The 19233-nt window shown below is 57.7% G+C and carries 17 protein-coding genes; 11 read left to right on the forward strand and 6 right to left on the reverse strand.

Annotated features, from left to right (window positions below; all coding sequences use genetic code 11):
• Positions 1 to 63: 63 nt before the first annotated feature.
• Positions 64 to 2451, reverse strand: a complete 2388-nt coding sequence (locus tag RX972_RS17790) for a penicillin acylase family protein (protein ID WP_316877501.1) — start codon at positions 2449 to 2451, stop codon at positions 64 to 66.
• A 194-nt stretch (positions 2452 to 2645) separates the two neighbouring features.
• On the opposite strand from RX972_RS17790, the gene RX972_RS17795 reads away from it, so the two are divergent.
• Entirely contained in the window at positions 2646 to 3587 is a 942-nt protein-coding gene (locus RX972_RS17795; protein WP_316877502.1) for an alpha/beta hydrolase, read from the forward strand.
• A 58-nt stretch (positions 3588 to 3645) separates the two neighbouring features.
• Here RX972_RS17795 and RX972_RS17800 read toward each other — a convergent pair whose 3' ends face one another.
• Positions 3646 to 4398: a DUF2059 domain-containing protein gene (locus RX972_RS17800; protein WP_027900687.1), complete on the reverse strand. Its 753-nt coding sequence runs from the start codon at positions 4396 to 4398 to the stop codon at positions 3646 to 3648.
• Between the two features lie 149 nt (positions 4399 to 4547).
• On the opposite strand from RX972_RS17800, the gene RX972_RS17805 reads away from it, so the two are divergent.
• Positions 4548 to 5171, forward strand: coding sequence for a 2OG-Fe(II) oxygenase (locus RX972_RS17805; RefSeq protein ID WP_122807165.1), 624 nt, complete (start codon positions 4548 to 4550; stop codon positions 5169 to 5171).
• 420 nt (positions 5172 to 5591) lie between these two features.
• Complete coding sequence (locus tag RX972_RS17810) at positions 5592 to 6029, forward strand: DUF4399 domain-containing protein (protein WP_231678205.1); 438 nt, start codon at positions 5592 to 5594, stop codon at positions 6027 to 6029.
• 184 nt (positions 6030 to 6213) lie between these two features.
• Here RX972_RS17810 and serA read toward each other — a convergent pair whose 3' ends face one another.
• On the reverse strand, positions 6214 to 7443 hold the full coding sequence (gene serA / locus RX972_RS17815; protein WP_316877503.1) for a phosphoglycerate dehydrogenase: 1230 nt from the start codon (positions 7441 to 7443) through the stop codon (positions 6214 to 6216).
• A 168-nt stretch (positions 7444 to 7611) separates the two neighbouring features.
• Here serA and RX972_RS17820 point away from each other — a divergent pair, with 168 nt between their 5' ends.
• The 4 genes from RX972_RS17820 (at position 7612) to RX972_RS17835 (ending at position 11908) form a co-directional block, all read left to right on the forward strand.
• Complete coding sequence (locus RX972_RS17820) at positions 7612 to 9006, forward strand: FAD-binding oxidoreductase (protein WP_316877504.1); 1395 nt, start codon at positions 7612 to 7614, stop codon at positions 9004 to 9006.
• Between the two features lie 52 nt (positions 9007 to 9058).
• Positions 9059 to 9724, forward strand: a complete 666-nt coding sequence (locus RX972_RS17825) for a fumarylacetoacetate hydrolase family protein (RefSeq protein WP_099267924.1) — start codon at positions 9059 to 9061, stop codon at positions 9722 to 9724.
• A 174-nt stretch (positions 9725 to 9898) separates the two neighbouring features.
• Positions 9899 to 10819 (forward strand): SdiA-regulated domain-containing protein, encoded by a 921-nt coding sequence (locus RX972_RS17830; protein WP_316877505.1) that lies wholly within the window; start codon positions 9899 to 9901, stop codon positions 10817 to 10819.
• 186 nt (positions 10820 to 11005) lie between these two features.
• Positions 11006 to 11908, forward strand: coding sequence for an SdiA-regulated domain-containing protein (locus tag RX972_RS17835; RefSeq protein WP_122394625.1), 903 nt, complete (start codon positions 11006 to 11008; stop codon positions 11906 to 11908).
• A gap of 162 nt (positions 11909 to 12070) precedes the next feature.
• Here the strand turns inward: RX972_RS17835 and rpiA are convergent, their stop codons facing one another.
• Positions 12071 to 12742, reverse strand: a complete 672-nt coding sequence (gene rpiA, locus RX972_RS17840) for a ribose-5-phosphate isomerase RpiA (RefSeq protein ID WP_027900679.1) — start codon at positions 12740 to 12742, stop codon at positions 12071 to 12073.
• 246 nt (positions 12743 to 12988) lie between these two features.
• Between rpiA and ilvA the strand changes: the two genes are divergently transcribed.
• Together ilvA and RX972_RS17850 are read left to right on the forward strand one after the other, a co-directional pair.
• The gene (gene ilvA, locus RX972_RS17845) at positions 12989 to 14503 is read left to right on the forward strand and encodes a threonine ammonia-lyase, biosynthetic (RefSeq protein WP_316877510.1); all 1515 of its coding nucleotides are present in this window, start codon (positions 12989 to 12991) and stop codon (positions 14501 to 14503) included.
• A gap of 159 nt (positions 14504 to 14662) precedes the next feature.
• Positions 14663 to 15091 (forward strand): DUF2269 family protein, encoded by a 429-nt coding sequence (locus tag RX972_RS17850; protein WP_316877506.1) that lies wholly within the window; start codon positions 14663 to 14665, stop codon positions 15089 to 15091.
• Positions 15092 to 15246: 155 nt separating this feature from the next.
• On the opposite strand, the gene RX972_RS17855 is transcribed toward RX972_RS17850, so the two are convergent.
• Positions 15247 to 15903, reverse strand: coding sequence for an HAD family hydrolase (locus RX972_RS17855; RefSeq protein WP_316877507.1), 657 nt, complete (start codon positions 15901 to 15903; stop codon positions 15247 to 15249).
• Between the two features lie 142 nt (positions 15904 to 16045).
• On the opposite strand from RX972_RS17855, the gene RX972_RS17860 reads away from it, so the two are divergent.
• Positions 16046 to 16525, forward strand: coding sequence for an RNA pyrophosphohydrolase (locus RX972_RS17860; RefSeq protein ID WP_027898512.1), 480 nt, complete (start codon positions 16046 to 16048; stop codon positions 16523 to 16525).
• Between the two features lie 21 nt (positions 16526 to 16546).
• Entirely contained in the window at positions 16547 to 18826 is a 2280-nt protein-coding gene (ptsP, locus tag RX972_RS17865; RefSeq protein WP_027898511.1) for a phosphoenolpyruvate--protein phosphotransferase, read from the forward strand.
• A gap of 193 nt (positions 18827 to 19019) precedes the next feature.
• On the opposite strand, the gene RX972_RS17870 is transcribed toward ptsP, so the two are convergent.
• Positions 19020 to 19233: hypothetical protein (locus tag RX972_RS17870; RefSeq protein WP_316877508.1), on the reverse strand; the 214-nt coding region annotated here is incomplete at its 5' end.

The following is a 19233-nucleotide window of genomic DNA, read 5'->3' on the forward strand; positions in this document are numbered from 1 at the left end:
GATGAATGCGGTTTACTTTAGATCGCGTCCAGCCCAATCGCGAGCAAGCTCGGCTCCCACAGATCAGCTCCCTGGCATCAACCTCAAGGTGCCTTGTGCATTCTTCGCCACATCCTCTTCGCTCAGATGCTGCGGCACGTATTCGCCGTTGATGTAGGTCTGTGCCTGATCCGAATAATGCTTGTCGAACAGCACGCCGCTCTGCCCGACGGGGTTGATGCCGAGTGCGTGGGCCGGGTCGGCGAAGTCGATCAGGCGGCGGGTTGAGGGGCCGTAGGTCACTGGCCAAGGCGCAGGTCCGATGCGTGACGAAAGATTGTTCGGCACTTCATGAGTGCCTGGCGCTGCGAACGGACCGACGTTTAATAGCGTATCCAGCGGCTTTTGCGTGCCCAGCGGATGAGCGTGGGTCAGGGTGTGGGCTTTGCCCCAGCGCCATTCGTCCGCGTTGAGCCCATAGGTGGATTTCAAGTGCGACACCGTGGCGTGCCACGCGACTTTGACGGTGTTGGCGCGGTTCTCTTCAAACGGCGAATTGCGATTGTTCCACCACGGCGAGCTGGCGTCGGCGGCTACGCGGGGCAGGGCAGCATCAATCACTCTTGTTGATAGCAGCGTTTCGAAGAGACCATCGCCCAGCTCATCGTGGAAGACCTCTTCGCTCAGGTCGAAGAGGAACTGGTTGAACAACGTCGCGCCCACCGAATCAACCGTGTAGTCGCCTTTCCAGTTGGCCAGTCGCTCTACCAGCGCTTTCTCTTCCGGGTCACTGATGACCTCGCGGAGGACTGGAAGCAAAGGCTGTAAAACCCGATTGGCATACTCAGTTTTCGTGCCCAGTTGCAGCGCTTTACTGTTGTCCAGATCCCATTTCACCGAGGCATCACTCAGCTGTCGGTTCAACTGCTGACCACGGTCCGCAAGGTTGTAGTAACCAGGAATTTGCATGCCGGTGGGCGAGAGTGGCTGGAAGTTGGCCGATACGATGTAGCCGCGCGCAGGGTTTTCTTCCTGAGGGTTGGCGCTGAAGGGGTAGAAGCCCAGTTTGTCGGCTTGCTCAGTGCTGCCATCGAGGATGTAGTTCGGGTTGACGCCTTCCGGGCGGATTGGCAATTGCGCCGCAGCCCACCAGCCGATATCGCCTTTGGCATTGGCCCAGACGATGTTCAGCCCCGGTGCCTGAATTTTCTCGGCCGCGGCGCGCATTTTATCCAGAGTGTCGGCGCGGTTTACTTCGTAGAAGCCTTCCAGAATCGGGTTCTCCGACTCCAGGAATGACCACCACATGGCAACCGGTGTGGTGCTTGCGGTGACACCCATCACGTCGTTGACGATCGGACCATGAGGCGACCTGCGCAGCGTCAGTGTGACCGGCGCTTCGCCTTTGACCGCAATCTGTTGTTCGGTGGTGGTCATGTCGACCCACTCCCCGTGAAACCAGACTTGATTGGGGTTCTGCGGATTGGTCTTCTCGGCGATCAGGTCCAGGTCATCGTTCTGGAACATGGTCAGGCTCCAGCCGAAGTCCATGTTGTTGCCCAGAAACGCGAAAGGGTTGAGCGCTTGGTGATGGCCGTACAGCTCAAAGCCCGGCGCGGACAGATGGGCTTCGTACCACACCGCCGGCACCGAGAAGCGGATGTGCGGATCGCCCGCCAGTAACGGTTTGCCGCTTTTGGTTCTATTGCCGGAAACCGCCCATGCATTACTGCCTTCGAACTGAGGTAAACCCGCTTTTTCAAGCGCCTGACTGCTCAGGTACGCGAGCTGATTGAGGTTTTTCCAGTCGCTGCTTGAAAGCCTGGCTGGCTGATCAAGAACGCCCTGTGGCTGCCAGTCGAGGTCGAAGACTTTCAGGTAGTCGGCACCCAGTTCGTCAAGCACATAGGTCAGCAAAGGCTCGGTACGAAAGGCAGCGGCAAAACTGTAGGCCATGTAACCGCCGACGCTCAGGGTGTCCTCTGCGGTGAACGGTCGTTTGGGGATGCCCAGCAGATCGAACTCCAGCGGTTTGGCGTGGCTGTCCTGATACTGGTTGATGCCATCAAGGTAGGCTTGCAGGGCTTTCCAGGTCGGTGTGTCTTTGTCGTGGCGGGCGACATAGTCGTCGGCGTGTTCACGAATGCGCAGGCTGCGGAACAGCTTGTCCGTCGCGACCAGTTTTGGGCCCAGCACTTCAGCCAGTTCGCCCCGGGCCAGGCGACGCATCATTTCCATCTGGAACAGTCGGTCCTGAGCCTGCACATAACCCAGTGCGCGATACAGATCAGCTTCGTTCTCGGCGCGAATATGCGGCACGCCGCGCTCGTCATAACGCACGCTGACTGGCGCCTGAAGGTGAGCGAGGGATAGCTCGCCGTCACGCTGTGGTTGCTTGCTGTGCAGATACCAGGCCCCCGCGCCAATGACGAGGGCGATGATGAATACAAGGATAGACAGGCTGCGTTTCATCCGGCTTCTCAGATAAGGCGACAAGGCGCGATTGTAGGCATATTGGAAGGCATGTTGGATGGCTAGACGCATTGATTCACATTTGAGTGCAATCCTGTGAGAGCCATTTGCAGCTGTTTGGGCGGGCCCGGCTTGCGATGTTCGGGGATACAGCTGAATATCCCTGCACTGTTTATCGTCCCTCCGGAAAACCCATGTCTGCCACGTTCGACCCCGATGCCCTGCGCAACAGTCTGAAACCGTTGAGCGCTGCCCAGCCGCTGTCTGCGGAGGGTTTGGCGTACCAGCGCTTTTACGTGCTGGACAGGTTGGGGCTGGAGCGTCCACTGCGCACCTGGCTGGGCAGAATGGATATGGGTGGTTATGAGGTTGTCGGGCAGGTCTGGATCCCGGATAAACCCGTGGCCACGTTGTTTTTCATGCATGGGTTTTATGACCACATGGGCTTGTTCCGGCATGTGATCGAATGGGCGCTGAGCAAGGGCTATGCGGTGATCTCGTGTGATTTGCCGGGTCACGGCTTGTCCAGCGGTCCGCGGGCCAGCATCAACGACTTCGCCGAGTATCAGGCCGTCCTGCAACGCTTGTTCGAGGAAGCCAGCGGATTGCAGTTGCCTGCGCCCTGGCACCTTTGCGGGCAAAGCACGGGGGCTGCGATTCTGATCGACCATTTGCTTGATCGTGGCGTTGAAAGTCCCGCTCAAGGTCAGGTCATTCTGCTTGCGCCACTGGTCAGGCCTCGGGCGTGGGGGTGGTCAAAGCTGAGCTATCAACTGCTCAATCCCTTCGTCACGGGCATCGCCCGGCGCTTCAGCGAAAACTCCAACGCCCCTGCGTTTCTGCCGTTTCTTTTGGCAGATCCCTTGCAACCACGTCGCTTGCCGACTGCCTGGGTCGGCGCACTGGCGCGCTGGATCAAGCGTATAGAGTCCGCCCCTTCAAGCCCACGCAGCCCGATCATTATCCAGGGTGACGCCGACATGACCGTTGACTGGCGTCATAACCTGAAAGTGCTCACCGAGAAGTTCGCCGAGCCAAAGGTGCTGATGATCGAACATGCAAGACATCATCTGGCGAACGAGCTTCCCGAGTTTCGTGCACTTTATTTCGCGTTTCTGGACCGCCAGATGGGCTGATGTTATTCCGCGACAGAGCTGCGGGTCTTGTCATCGGCAGGCTGAAAAAACGGGGTTTTTAAGGTGCCAGGCTCGACGAGCTTTGCCCAACGGCCAGCCCGGCACGTATCGCCGCCAGCGCGGCCTGGTAGTAAGCCTTGCCGTCGGCGGATTCAGCAAAAGTGGAAAACTCTTCCAGTTCCGGATCGGAGAGGTCGCGGTAGACGTAGAGCAAGGTGTTGTTCATGTCTGCCTCGATCTGCGCCATTAGACGTTCGCGCTGACCGTCGAGCATGCCCTGAGCCTGACCGCCGCCCAGCAATCCAGGAATCATTTGGCTCAGGCTGTCGGCGGCCACACCGGCAATCGCCAGACTGACTTCAGCACCTGCCTGCTTGGCGGGCAGTGCCTGGGCGAGGTGACCGATCAACAGTTGGCGAGTAGCGTCGGCCTGAATCTGTGGCAGGCCTTTGGCATTTTTTGCCAACTGGTCAGGGCGAGTGGCGGTCAATTCGGCGTTGACGATCTTGCGCCCCAGCGGAGACTGGAAGAACTGCAGCGCAGGGTTGGGGTTGCGCAGACTTTCGCGCAGGCGCTGTTCGGCGCGTTGATCCATGGCTTGAGGGGCGAAACGCTGATTGCTGTTGTTGACCAGCGCTTGAAATACCGCAGGTGGCAGGCTGTTGCGATAGCGTTGTTGCGCAGCTTTGAGGGCGTCGTTGAAATGCGCGCGCTGTTCTGGCCAGCCGGCGACCTTGTACAACTGGTCATAGCTGTCTGCCCAGGCGGGCATCGTGCAGAACATCAACAACACAACAAACAAACGGCGCATAGGGACTCCTGTCGGCAGGTCGCTATTGTCCCGGTGGTTACGGGGCTTTGTCGAGTTATGAGTTTGCCGCCCCTGTGAAATTTCATTCACTTAGTGGTCAGTCGAGTGCGGACACTTCCCGATTCCCGGGCGGCTGGATACTATGCGCCATGCAAATCGCCTCTGATCATCCGCTGCTGCTTCGAATCGTCGACGACCTCGCTGCCCGCGGCTGGTCGCAGCAAAATATTTTCTTGCCTGAAAGCCTGACGCTGGAGCTGGCCGACGAGTGCCGCACGCGTGCCGCCGAAGGTGAACTCGCGCCTGCTGCTGTCGGACGCGGGCCATTTCAAGAGATTCGCGAAGGGATTCGTGGCGATCATATCCAGTGGCTGGAGGCCGGGCAGTCTGAGTCTTGTGATCGTTATCTGGGATTGATGGACAGCCTGCGTCAGGCGCTGAATCGCGGTTTGTTTCTGGGGCTGGAGGACTTCGAAAGCCATTTCGCTCTGTATCCGCCAGGTGCGTTCTATCTCAAGCATGTGGATCGCTTCCGCGACGACGACCGGCGTATGGTCTCAGCGGTGGTCTATCTGAACAACGCCTGGCTGCCTGAGCATGGCGGGCAATTGCGCATGTTCCTCGATGACGGCGTGGAATATGACGTGCAGCCAACCGGTGGCTGCCTGGTGGTATTCATGTCTGGGGATATCCCTCACGAGGTGATGCCAGCCAGCCGTGATCGGCTTTCATTGACTGGCTGGTTTCGTCGACGTGGGGATGGGGTGTTTTAAGCGCCTCTCTGTTGCAGCAAAGATTGGACCTGTAGGAGTGAGCTTGCTCGCGATTCGGTTTCTTGGTGGACGAATTTATCGACTGAACTGACGCTATCGCGAGCAAGCTCACTCCTACAGTAAAAGGCGTTCCAAATCAGGTAGTTGTATTTTGTTTGATAGGAGCTGCGCCGGTGCCCATGTCACTGCGCTGTCTCGCGGCAAACATGGGCCTGTTGGAGCGAGGCTTGCCCGCGAATCAGGCAACGCGGTACGTCAGCCCCGCTGCGTTATCGTTCTTCGCGGGTAAGCCTCGCTCCTACAAAACGATGTTTGCATGAAATCTTTGTCATAAAGCCTGCTTCTCCAGAACGTTAAGCCAGTGCCGCGCTATGGTTACAGGGATGCCATTCAAGGGCTGACTGCCTGACTGGAGAACCCATGAAAACCCTTTCTGCAAAAACCGCTCTCGCAGGCCTGCTGTTCGGGGCGTCGCTGATGGCCAGTGCTGCCGACGTACCGCGCACGCCATCACCTGCCGGGGCCGAGGTGTACATCATTTCGCCTAAGGATGGGGAGACGGTGCCGGGGACGTTCAAGGTCCAGTTTGGCCTCAAGGGCATGGGCGTGGCGCCTGCTGGCGTAGACATTCCCGAAACTGGCCATCACCACTTGCTGATCGACGTCAAAGATCAGCCGGACCTGAATACACCGCTGCCGATGACTGACAACATCCGTCATTTCGGTAAAGGGCAGACCGAAACTGAAGTCACTTTGCCGCCTGGCCCTCACACCTTGCAGTTGCTGGTGGGCGACAAGAGCCACATTCCGCTGAATCCTTCGGTTGAGTCGCGGGTGATCAGGGTCAATGTGAAATAGTTGGGCTGGCAGTTAACCCTGTAGGAGCGCGCTTGCCCGCGATTCGGTCTGTCAGTCGATGAATGTATCGACAGTACAGACGCCATCGCGGGCAAGCGCGCTCCTACAGGTCATAAGCTGGTGCAGAAATCACGGACACAAAAAAGGAGACCCGAAGGTCTCCTTTTTGTTGAGCCAGAACCGCTTAGAACAACACGCGGCTACGGATCGTACCTTTGACGTGTTGCAGCTTTTCTTGAGCCAGATCGGAATACTCGGCATCGACATCGATGACCACATAACCGACTTTCTCGTTGGTCTGCAGGAACTGACCGGAAATGTTGATACCGTTTTCGGCGAAGACCTTGTTGATCTCCATCAGCACGCCCGGGATGTTCTCGTGAATGTGCAGCAGGCGGTGCTTGCCAGGGTGAGCAGGCAGGGCCACTTCAGGGAAGTTGACCGAAGATACCGACGTACCGTTGTCGCTGTACTTGACCAGCTTCTCAGCCACTTCCAGACCGATGTTGGCCTGAGCTTCGGCGGTGGAACCACCGATGTGCGGGGTCAGGATCACATTGTCCAGGCCGCGCAGCGGGCTTTCGAAGATGTCGTCGTTGGAGCGAGGCTCAACCGGGAACACGTCGATAGCCGCACCGATCAGGTGCTCGTCCTTGATGGCGTCCGCCAGGGCGTCCAGTTCAACGACCGTACCGCGAGCGGCGTTGATCAGGATGCTGCCTTTCTTCATCGCACGGATTTCTTTCTCGCCGATCATCCACTGGGTGGACGGTAGCTCAGGCACGTGCAGCGAAACGATGTCAGCCATACCCAGCAGTTCGGTCAGGCTGGTGACCTGAGTCGCGTTGCCCAATGGCAGCTTGGTCAGCGGGTCGAAGAAGAACACCTGCATGCCGAGGCTCTCGGCCAATACGGACAACTGAGTGCCGATCGAACCGTAGCCGACGATGCCCAGTTTCTTGCCACGGATCTCGAAAGAGTTGGCAGCGCTTTTGATCCAGCCGCCACGGTGGCAGGATGCATTCTTCTCCGGGATGCCGCGCAGCAGCAGGATCGCTTCGGCCAGCACCAGTTCGGCGACCGAGCGAGTGTTGGAGTACGGCGCGTTGAACACTGCAATACCGCGCTCGCGGGCCGCGTCCAGATCAACCTGATTGGTACCGATGCAGAAGCAGCCGACCGCGACCAGTTTCTTCGCGTGATCGAACATTTCTTCAGTCAGCTGGGTGCGAGAACGGATGCCGATGAAGTGAGCGTCGGCGATCTTTTCTTTCAGTTCGGCTTCCGGCAGAGACTTGGTGTGGTACTCGATGCTGGTATAACCGGCTGCCTTGAGGACATCCACAGCGGATTGATGGACGCCTTCGAGAAGAAGGAACTTGATCTTGCTCTTGTCGAGGGAAGTCTTGCTCATCTGCTTTAACCTGTGTCCCGGAGAAATTTGGCAGTAAGTGAAGCGGTCGCGAATCGGGCCGTCAGCTCGATTGGCGGGGGCGTATGCTAGCATATGCACCCCGCGAAACCCCATTCCTGGACGTGAAGCGTTCTCAGGATGACCATGAATTGTTCGAGAGTTCTGTCGATGATCCATTCTGCGCTGGTAGATGAACTGAAGACCCTGGTTGAGCCTGGAAAAGTGCTCACCGATGCCGCATCCCTTGAGGCTTACGGCAAGGACTGGACCAAACAATTCACACCCGCGCCCGTTGCCATCGTCTTTCCCAAGACTATCGAGCAGGTTCAGGCCATCGTTCTGTGGGCCAATGAACGCAAGGTCGCTCTGGTGCCTTCTGGCGGTAGAACCGGGCTCTCTGCGGCAGCGGTCGCGGCCAATGGCGAAGTGGTGGTTTCGTTCGATTACATGAATCAGGTGCTGGAACTGAATGTCACCGAGCGCACGGCTCGCGTCCAGCCGGGCGTCATCACCCGGCAACTGCAGAACCTCGCGGAAGAAAGCGGCCTTTACTACCCTGTGGATTTTGCATCGTCGGGCTCCAGTCAGATTGGCGGCAATATCGGCACCAATGCTGGCGGGATCAAGGTCATTCGCTACGGCATGACCCGCAATTGGGTCGCTGGCCTGAAAGTGGTGACTGGCAAGGGCGACATCCTTGAGTTGAACAAGGACCTGATCAAGAACGCGACCGGCTACGACATGCGCCAGTTGTTCATCGGGGCTGAAGGCACGCTGGGCTTTGTCGTCGAAGCCACCATGCGCCTTGATCGCGCGCCCAAGAACCTGACGGCGATGGTGCTGGGCACTACCGATTTCAACTCGATCATGCCGGTGCTGCACGCCTTTCACGGCAAGCTGGACCTGACGGCGTTCGAATTCTTCTCTGACAAGTCGTTTGCCCGCGTCATGGCGCGCGGTGACGTGCCGTCGCCCTTCGATACGCCTTGCCCGTTCTATGTGTTGCTGGAATTCGAGGCCACCACCGAAGATCTGGCCAATGAAGCATTGGCGACGTTCGAGCATTGTGTCGAGCAGGGCTGGGTGCTGGATGGCGTGATGAGCCAGAGCGAGCAGCAACTGAAAAACCTGTGGAAGCTGCGTGAGTACATCTCCGAAACCATCTCCCATTTCACCCCCTACAAGAACGACATCTCGGTGACTGTTTCGAAAGTGCCGGCGTTCCTGGGTGAAATCGATGCGATCGTTGCCGAGCACTACCCCGATTTCGAGGTGCTCTGGTACGGCCATATCGGCGATGGCAACCTGCACCTGAACATCCTCAAGCCTGAGGCCCTCGACAAGGAAGAGTTCTTCGTCAAGTGCGCCAGGGTCAACAAATGGGTGTTCGAAACCGTTCAGAAATACAACGGCTCGATTTCCGCCGAGCATGGTGTAGGCATGACCAAGCGTGATTACCTGACGTACAGCCGCTCGCCGGTGGAAATCGAATACATGAAAGCCATCAAGGCGGCATTCGATCCGAACGGCATAATGAACCCCGGAAAAATCTTCGCTGTTTAATTGGCCGTCACTATTTATAGTGGCGTGACCACAACGAGACCAAGGAGCCGCCATGAGCTATCAGCATAAGTATGTCGACGGAACGAGTATCCACTTTCCCATGGGCAAGGCGGTTTGCGTAGGTCGTAACTACGCCGAGCACGCCAAGGAACTGAACAACGCCGTGCCTACCGAGCCACTGCTGTTCATCAAGCCTGGCAGCGCCGTTGTTGCACTGGAAGGTGGTTTCACCATCCCCGCCGATCGTGGCGCAGTGCACTACGAAGCTGAAATTGTCGTGCTGATCGGCAAGCCGTTGACCAAGAACCCGACCCGCGAAGAAGTGCTGGACGCGATTTCCGGTTTTGCTCCCGGCCTGGACCTGACCCTGCGGGATCTTCAGACCAAGCTGCGCGACAAGGGCTATCCATGGGAAGAAGCCAAGTCTTTCGACGGTGCCGCTGTTATCGCTCCGTTCGTACCGGCTGAAACCTTCTCTGACCTGACCGACATCGGCATTCGTCTGACCATCAATGGCGAAGTCCGCCAGGACGGTAACAGCCGCGACATGCTCAACCCTATCGTGCCGGTGATTCAGCACATGGCAGCCTGCTTTTCGCTGCAGGCCGGTGACGTCATCATGACCGGCACTCCGGCAGGCGTTGGCCCGCTGTTGGCTGGCGATGAATTGGTACTGGAACTGGTTGGGCAGAAGCCTTTCGAAAGCAGCGTTCGCTGACTTTTATGCGGTGACCGAAACCGTCTGCGATGCGCATCGCAGGCGGTTTTTATGTTTTTTACCGCCTGAATTGAACAATTGGCGTTTTTTTCACAATTGATCTGGATAATCCGGCCTCCAGTTCCCCGCTTGGGGCACTGTGCCATCGGATGTTATCCATACTCGGGAACGCTCATGACCAACCCTTCATCGTCGACCAAAACGTCACGTCGCCTACCTCGCCCGCGCTGGTACGTCTGGCTGTTGCTGGTTGTGGTGATTGGCGGCGTCGTTGCCCATGTAATGCATTGGGATGATCGTGGTCGGCTGTGGCTGGGGGAGCGCTTTCAGAGTCTTGCCGATCGCAAAGCCAGTGTCTGGCTGCCTGACTACATTGTCGACATTGACGCCAAACCGCTTCCAGGCATGGAGGACGACGAAGCTTCGGATGTGTCTTATAACCCGGTGACCAAAACCCTCTTTGCGGTCATGGGCAAGAATCCCTTTCTGGTCGAGTTGACCCTCAAAGGCGATGTACTGCGCAAGATCCCTTTGGTTGGCTGGAGTAATCCCGAGGCGGTTGCCGTGATGGAAAATGGCTTCATGGCTATCAGCGATGAGCGCCAGCATCACCTGACTATCGTCAAGGTCACGCCGGAAACCACCACCCTGAACATCGCTGATTTTCGGGAATATGACCTCGGTCCTTCCGATAACCAGAATAAAGCGTTCGAGGGCACTGCCTGGGATCCGCGTCGCCAGCAATTGCTGCTGGGGGAAGAGCGCCCCGCTGCGATATTCACTTGGGAAAGCGATGGTAGCGACGTCTTGAAAGGTGAGAAGCAAAAGGTCGAGAGCAAGTCTCTGGATATGCGCAATCTCTCCTCGTTGACCGTCGAACCTCGTACCGGGCACACCCTGGCCCTGTCCGCAGACTCACACATGCTGCTGGAACTGGATGAAAACGGCCAACAGGTCAGCTTCATGACCTTGCTGGGTGGGTTCAACGGTCTGAAAGACACCATCCCGCGTGCTGAAGGCGTAGCGTTTGATGACGACGGCAACCTTTACATCGTCAGCGAGCCGAACCTGTTTTATTCGTTTAAAAAGAAGTAGGTCAGCTTCTGTCGAGCTGCCTGTAGGAGCTGCCGCAGGCTGCGAACTGCGGTGCATCAGATGAAACGCCTTCGCAGCCTTCGGCAGCTCCTACAGGGGCATTGTGTGTGATGGCTCGCCGCCATTAAGCTTCAATTCATATTCGCATGGTATCCATGCTATCCGCCTGAACCTCGAGCAACCTGAATGCGCCTGCTTCTCTCCCGAAAAATCCTCATACCTCTGGTCATTCTTCTCACTGTATTGGCGTTTTTTGCGGGTCGTGAATATCGCGTCGTTGAGCGTGCATCCTTCAACTGGAGGATTTTGTGGCAGGGCGAGGACGCTCAGGCTATCGGCCTGGGGGGCTATAAAGTCGTCATAGAGGCTCAACCCATTGCAGGCCTTGATTCGGATGCATCGGCGCTGAGCTACGATCCAGATCGTAAAAGCCTGTTCACGGTGACTAACAAAGACGCTCAACTGGTCGAATTAAGCCTGGATGGTAGAACGCTGCGCCGCATTCCCCTGACAGGGTTCGGTGACTCGGAGGCGGTCGAATACATCAGCCCTGGCGTTTATGTCATTAGCGATGAGCGCAAGCAGCGCCTGATCAAGATCCACGTCGATGATGAAACCACTTTTCTGGACGCCAAAGATGCCGAGCAACTGACACTGGGTATCGGCTCAGGTAATAACAACGGCTACGAAGGCTTGGCGTATGACACGAAAGGCCAGCGCCTTTTTGTCGCCAAGGAGCGTCGACCGGTCCAGATAATCGAGGTGCGCGGCTTCCCGTATGCAAACGTCGAAACGCCCAATGTAGAGGTGTCTTCCGACTCCCGGCGTAATGCAGAGATATTTGTGCGGGATATCTCCAGCCTGCAGTTTGACGAGCGCAGCGGGCATTTGCTGGCGCTGTCGGATGAGTCCCGACAAATCGTTGAGCTCGATACCAAAGGCCGGGCGGTTGGGAATGTTTCGTTGAGCCAGGGTTCGATGGGCCTTCGCAAAACCGTACCCCAGGCTGAAGGCATCGCCATGGATGACGAAGGTACCCTTTACGTAGTGAGTGAGCCCAATCTGTTTTACGTGTTCAAGAAGCAGTAAAGACAGACGGCATTGTAATGTCCGGTGGGAGCGAATTCATTCGCGAAGAGGCCAGACCTGACACATATATGTGTATGCCGGAACGCCTTCGCGAATGAATTCGCCCCCACAGGGAGTGCATTTAGCCTAAAGCCAGTAGTTGTTTGAGGCTGCGCTTGTTCTTCAACGCGTCAGCGTCTTGACCCCCTCACTCGTCCCCAGCAGCAGCAAGTCCGCAGGGCGAGCAGCAAACAGGCCGTTGGTCACAACGCCAACGATGGCATTGATCTGGCTTTCCAGCTCAGCCGGGTTGGTGATGTTCATGTTGTGTACATCAAGAATGATATTGCCGTTATCGGTCAACACGCCTTCGCGATAAACCGGGTCGCCGCCCAGTTTTACCAGTTGGCGGGCTACGTGGCTGCGTGCCATCGGAATCACTTCAACGGGGAGCGGGAACGCGCCCAGCACGGGCACCAGCTTGCTGGCGTCGGCGATGCAGATAAAAGTTTTGGCTACGGCCGCAACGATCTTCTCACGGGTCAGTGCTGCGCCGCCGCCTTTGATCAGGTTCAGGTGCTCATCGCTTTCATCGGCGCCATCGATATAGAACTCCAGATCGCTGACGGTGTTGAGCTCGTAAACCGGAATGCCGTGGCCCTTGAGGCGTGCAGCAGTGGCTTCGGAGCTGGCAACCGCGCCGTCGAAGGCGCCTTTGTGCTGGGCCAATGCATCAATGAAGCAGTTGGCAGTGGAGCCGGTACCGACGCCGACGATGCTTTTGTCGTCCAGTTTCGGAAGGATGAAGTCCACGGCGGCCTGCGCCACGGCTTGTTTGAGTTGATCCTGATTCATGCGGGCTCCACGGATGCCGGGTAAATAGACCTGTAGGAGCGCGCTTGCCCGCGATTACATTGTGTCAGGCGCCATCAACGTTGGATGTGCCGATACCATCGCGGGCAAGCGCGCTCCTACAGATCGAGGAAAAGGGCGCGCATTATAGCGACATGCCAGCGCCAAAGCCCCGTGATTCGTGTGGTCGCGCATCGGAGCGCGGGTTAGACTTCCCGTCCTTGCCCTTTCGCCAGTGATGTCGCCGTGATGCTTGAACAGTACGTCAAAAAAATCCTGACCTCCCGCGTCTACGATGTCGCCGTGGAAACCCCGTTGCAGGGAGCTCGTCAGCTGTCCGAGCGGCTCGGCAATCAGGTGCTGCTCAAGCGCGAAGACTTGCAGCCGGTGTTCTCGTTCAAGATTCGTGGCGCGTACAACAAGCTGGCGCAGCTAAGCCCGGAAGAACTGGCGCGGGGCGTAGTGACAGCGTCGGCAGGCAACCACGCGCAAGGTCTGGCACTGGCGGCGAAAACCCTGGGCGTTGAAGCGACTATCGTGATGCCCAAGACCACGCCTGAAATCAAAGTCGAAGGCGTGCGTTCCCGGGGCGGCAAAGTGGTACTGCACGGCGATTCCTTCCCTGAAGCACTGGCTCATTCGCTGGAACTCGTCGAAGAAATGGGCTTCGTTTACATCCATCCCTATGACGATCCAGACACGATTGCCGGGCAAGGCACCGTGGCCATGGAGATTCTGCGCCAGCATCAGGGGCCGCTGGACGCGATTTTCGTCCCGGTGGGCGGCGGTGGTTTGATCGCCGGTATCGCGGCTTACGTGAAATACCTGCGGCCGGAGATCAAGGTCATCGGGGTCGAGCCGGATGATTCCAACTGCCTGCAGCAAGCCATGGCGTACGGCGAGCGCGTTGTGCTGCAGCAGGTCGGTCTGTTTGCGGACGGCGTGGCTGTGGCGCAAATTGGTGAGTACACCTTCGACATCTGCCGGCATTACGTCGACGAAGTGATCACGGTCAGCACCGATGAAATCTGCGCGGCGATCAAGGACATTTACGACGACACCCGCTCGATCACCGAGCCGTCAGGGGCCCTGGCGGTGGCGGGGATCAAAAAGTATGTCGAGCAGGAAGCCGTCAGCGGCCAGACCTTCGTCGCTATCGACTCAGGTGCCAACGTCAACTTCGACCGCTTGCGTCACGTAGCCGAGCGCGCCGAACTGGGTGAAGGCCGCGAAGCCATCATCGCCGTGACCATCCCCGAGCAACCGGGCAGCTTCAAGGCGTTCTGCGAGGCCATCGGCAAGCGCCAGATCACCGAATTCAACTACCGTTACCACACCGACCGCGAGGCGCACATTTTCGTCGGCGTACAGACGCATCCCTATACCGACCCACGGAAAGATCTGATCACCAGCCTCACCGACCAGGGTTTCCCGGTGATTGACCTGACCGACAACGAACTGGCCAAGCTGCACATTCGGCACATGGTCGGCGGGCATGCCGAGCGGGTCAGCGACGAAGTAGTGTTCCGCTTCGAATTCCCGGAACGCCCGGGTGCGCTGTTCAACTTCCTCAACAAGCTGGGCGGGCAGTGGACGATTTCCATGTTCCATTACCGCAACCATGGCGCGGCGGATGGTCGTGTGGTCGCGGGGCTGGTGGTGCCAGAGGATGAACGGCATCTGGTCCCGGCGGCACTGGCCGAGATTGGCTACCCGTATTGGGATGAGAGCAAGAATCCGGCGTATAAGCTGTTTTTGGGGTAGGACTGACACGCGCAGGTCTATCCCTGTGGGAGCGAATTCATTCGCGAAGGCATTGGTGTAGACGATGAAATGTTTCGACTGCACCGGCCTCTTCGCGAATGAATTCGCTCCCACAGGTAATCTGCGTTAAACCAACGCCTCAACTGGAACCAACAGAAAATGGACCATCTCACCGCCCTGAAAACCCTGCACATCTCGGCGACGGTGCTATTTCTGCTCAGCGCCCTCGGTTTGACCACCTGGCTGATCAAAGGCCGCAGGGCAGGGTTTACCACCAACCACACCCGCTTGTTGCTGCGTCCTAGGCTGTTCGCCTGGATCCTGATGGTGTTATGTCTGCTGACCATGCCGATCACCGGCTGGTGGCTGGCACACCTTGTTGGCTGGCCGCTGGGGCAAACCTGGGTGCTGGGCAGCAGCGTGCTTTACACCTTCGGCGCTTTGAGCTGGCTATGGCTGGTGGTGCGCCTTAACAAGCTCCGAATTGATCCAGCCAGAGGGGGGTTAAAGTTCACCCTGGCGCTGGCGATTTTTACGGCCGTCTGTTTCATCGCCATTGCCGGTTTGATGGGGGCGAAGCCGGTTTGACAGGCGACTTCTTTGGAATGCCATCCTTTGTGGGAGCAGGGCTTGCCCGCGATAAGGCTGACTCGGTTCACTTAAGATCGCGTCCACCCTTATCGCGGGCAAGCCCTGCTCCCACAGGGAAGTGCATCCCACAGAGACCATTGCAAAGCCACAAATCATCCGCGCAGCGTAATCACCGGCCAGCCGCGACTTTCAGCCTCAGCACGCAATTTCGGGTCTGGGTCCACGGCTACCGGGTTGGCAACCTTTTCCAGCAGCGGCAGGTCGTTGAGCGAGTCGCTGTAGAAATAGCTGTCTTCCAGGCTGAACTGGTTTTCTTCCAGCCAACGGTTCAGACGTGTCACTTTGCCTTCGCGGAAGCACGGCACATCGGTGGTGCGTCCGGTGTAGCGACCGCCGACCATTTCGCATTCGGTTGCCAGCAGTGTCTCGATACCCAGACGCTCAACGATTGGTCCGGTAACGAAGCGATTGGTCGCGGTAATGACAACCAGTTTGTCGCCTGCCTCGCGATGTTTGGCGATCAGTTCCAGCGCCTTGGGAAGAATGATCGGTTCGATGCAATCACGCATGAAATCCCGATGCCACGCGTCTAGCTTGGCCATCTCGGTGCTGCCGAGGATTTCCAGGCTGAAGTTCAGGTAGTCGGTCAGGTTCAAGGTCCCGGCCAGGTAATCCTGATAGAACTCGTCGTTGCGGGTTTTGTAGGTCGCGGCGTCAAGAATGCCGCGTTCGCACAGGTAATCACCCCAGGCGTGGTCGCTGTCGCCACCCAGAAGCGTGTTGTCGAGGTCGAATAAAGCCAGGCGCATGCGGTTACTCGCTGAAATTGCTGAAAAAAGAGCACCAGAATACGAGGTTTTCACAACTCTTCACATAACCTGCTAAGCCTCGTTGCTGCTTTGATCGGCTTTGTGGAACAATGCGGTGACATGCGTTTGCGAGGTTGTTGCCGTGATCGACCCCGATGGTTTCCGTCCTAATGTCGGGATAATTCTGACAAACGACTCCGGCCAGGTCCTATGGGCTCGGCGAATCAACCAAGATGCCTGGCAGTTTCCACAGGGTGGTATCAACCCTCAGGAGACGCCGGAAGACGCGCTTTATCGTGAGTTGAACGAAGAAGTCGGGCTTGAACCTGAGGATGTGCAGATTCTTGCCTGTACTCGGGGTTGGTTGCGCTATCGTTTGCCGCAACGTCTGGTCAGGACGCACAGCCAACCGCTGTGTATCGGCCAGAAGCAAAAATGGTTTCTCCTGCGCCTGGTCTCCAACGAGCAGCGGGTGCGGATGGATTTGACCGGGAAACCGGAGTTCGATGGCTGGCGATGGGTCAGCTATTGGTATCCGCTGGGTCAGGTGGTGACATTCAAGCGCGAGGTGTATCGACGCGCACTCAAAGAGCTTGCCCCGCGCCTTTTGTCGCGCGACTGACACGGAGTTCGACCCCGAGCCATGCTCAATACGCTGCGCAAGATCGTCCAGGAAGTTAACTCCGCCAAGGATCTCAAGGCGGCGTTGGGGATTATTGTGTTACGCGTCAAAGAGGCCATGGGCAGCCAAGTCTGCTCGGTCTATTTGCTCGACCCCGAAAGCAACCGCTTTGTGCTGATGGCTACCGAGGGCCTGAACAAGCGCTCCATCGGCAAAGTCAGCATGGCGCCGAACGAAGGTCTGGTTGGCCTCGTGGGTACCCGTGAAGAACCGCTGAACCTCGAAAACGCCGCTGATCACCCCCGTTATCGTTACTTTGCTGAAACCGGCGAAGAGCGTTATGCGTCTTTCCTCGGTGCGCCGATCATTCACCATCGTCGTGTGGTGGGTGTACTGGTTATCCAGCAAAAGGAGCGCCGCCAGTTCGACGAGGGCGAAGAAGCCTTCCTCGTGACCATGAGCGCGCAACTCGCTGGTGTTATCGCCCACGCTGAAGCCACTGGCTCGATCCGCGGTTTGGGTCGTCAGGGCAAAGGTATCCAGGAAGCCAAGTTCGTCGGCGTCGCGGGCTCTCCCGGGGCTGCTGTGGGCTTTGCGGTGGTCATGCTGCCACCTGCGGACCTCGAAGTGGTCCCGGACAAAACCGTTACAGACATCAAAGCCGAGCTTGCCCTGTTCCAGACCGCCCTTGAGGGCGTGCGCAGCGACATGCGCGCATTGTCTGCCAAGCTTGCCAATCAGCTGCGCCCTGAAGAGCGCGCCCTGTTTGACGTTTACCTGATGATGCTCGACGACGCCTCGCTGGGCAGCGAAGTGACCAATGTCATCAAGACTGGCCAGTGGGCGCAGGGCGCATTGCGCTCGGTGGTCAACGAGCACGTCAAACGTTTCGAATTGATGGACGACGCCTACCTGCGCGAGCGTGCCTCGGACGTCAAAGACCTGGGTCGTCGCTTGCTCGCGTACTTGCAAGAGGCGCGGCAACAGACGCTGGTGTATCCGGACAACACGATCCTTGTCAGTGAAGAGCTGACGGCTGCCATGCTGGGCGAAGTTCCGGAAGGCAAGCTGGCGGGTCTGATTTCGGTACTCGGCTCCGGCAACTCCCACGTAGCGATCCTCGCCCGAGCCATGGGTATTCCCACGGTCATGGGTGTGGTCGATCTGCCTTATTCCAAGGTCGACGGCATCGAACTGATCGTCGACGGCTACCACGGTGAAGTCTTCACCAACCCCAGCGATGCCATGCGCAAGCAGTTCGCCAAGGTCGTTGAAGAAGAGCGTCAGCTGTCCCAAGGCCTGGACGCGCTGCGCGAGCTGCCTTGCGTCACGCTGGACGGCCATCGTATGCCGCTGTGGGTCAACACCGGCTTGCTGGCTGACGTGGCTCGCGCGCAACAGCGCGGCGCGGAAGGTGTGGGGCTGTATCGCACCGAAGTACCTTTCATGATTCAACAGCGTTTTCCGAGCGAAAAAGAGCAACTGGCGATTTATCGCGAGCAACTGGCAGCCTTCCACCCGCTGCCGGTCACCATGCGCAGCCTGGATATCGGTGGTGACAAAGCGCTGTCTTACTTCCCGATCAAAGAAGAGAACCCGTTTCTGGGCTGGCGCGGTATCCGCGTCACCCTCGATCACCCGGAAATCTTCCTGGTGCAGACCCGTGCCATGCTCAAGGCCAGTGAAGGCTTGAACAACCTGCGGATTCTGCTGCCGATGATATCCAGCACGCACGAGGTGGAGGAGGCGCTGCACTTGATTCACCGGGCATGGGGTGAAGTACGCGACGAAGGCACCGATGTGCCGATGCCGCCAGTGGGCGTAATGATTGAAGTGCCGGCTGCGGTTTACCAGACACGCGATCTGGCACGTCAGGTGGACTTTCTGTCGGTGGGCTCCAACGACCTGACTCAATACTTGCTGGCCGTGGACCGCAATAACCCACGGGTTGCCGATCTCTACGACTACCTGCACCCGGCGGTGCTGCAAGCGCTCCAAAACGTGGTGCGCGATGCTCATGCCGAAGGCAAGCCGGTGAGCATCTGTGGCGAAATGGCCGGTGATCCTGCTGCTGCGGTGTTGTTGATGGCGATGGGCTTCGACAGCCTGTCGATGAACTCCACCAACCTGCCGAAAGTGAAGTGGATGCTACGTCAGATCCATCTGAGCAAGGCCAAGGAGATACTGGCGCAACTGATGACCAACGATAACCCGCAAGTGATCAGCAGCTCCCTGCAACTGGCGCTGAAGAATCTGGGCCTGTCGCGGATGATCAATCCGGGGTCTGTGAAAGGGCATTAATCGCGGTCAATTTGTTGGAGCGTGGCTTGCCCGCGAAGAACGATGACACGGTAGGCCTGGCAAACCGAGGTGTTTGATTCGCGGGCAAGCCTCGCTCCAACAGGCATCAAACGGTTAGCTCCACCTCACCCAATCTCCCGCCATACGGCCCGTTCAACGAAGTATTGGCTGCCGTCAGCATTGACGATCAAGCTCAGAGCAGTGGGTGCATTAGTTCTTGGCTTGAAATGCTTTCCCCTGTGGGAGCCGGGCTTGCCCGCGATTGAGCTGGTCTAATGACCCCGGACACCTCAATAGGGGAAACTATATCCATTGAGGAGTCACCATGAGCAAGAAATACAGAAAATTCGATGCCGCCTTCAAGCTTGATGTTTGCAAGCTCATCGTCGATCAAGGCCAGAGTGTGA

It is taken from the genome of Pseudomonas syringae group sp. J309-1 (genome assembly GCF_032582135.1).
GTDB lineage: Bacteria > Pseudomonadota > Gammaproteobacteria > Pseudomonadales > Pseudomonadaceae > Aquipseudomonas > Aquipseudomonas quasicaspiana.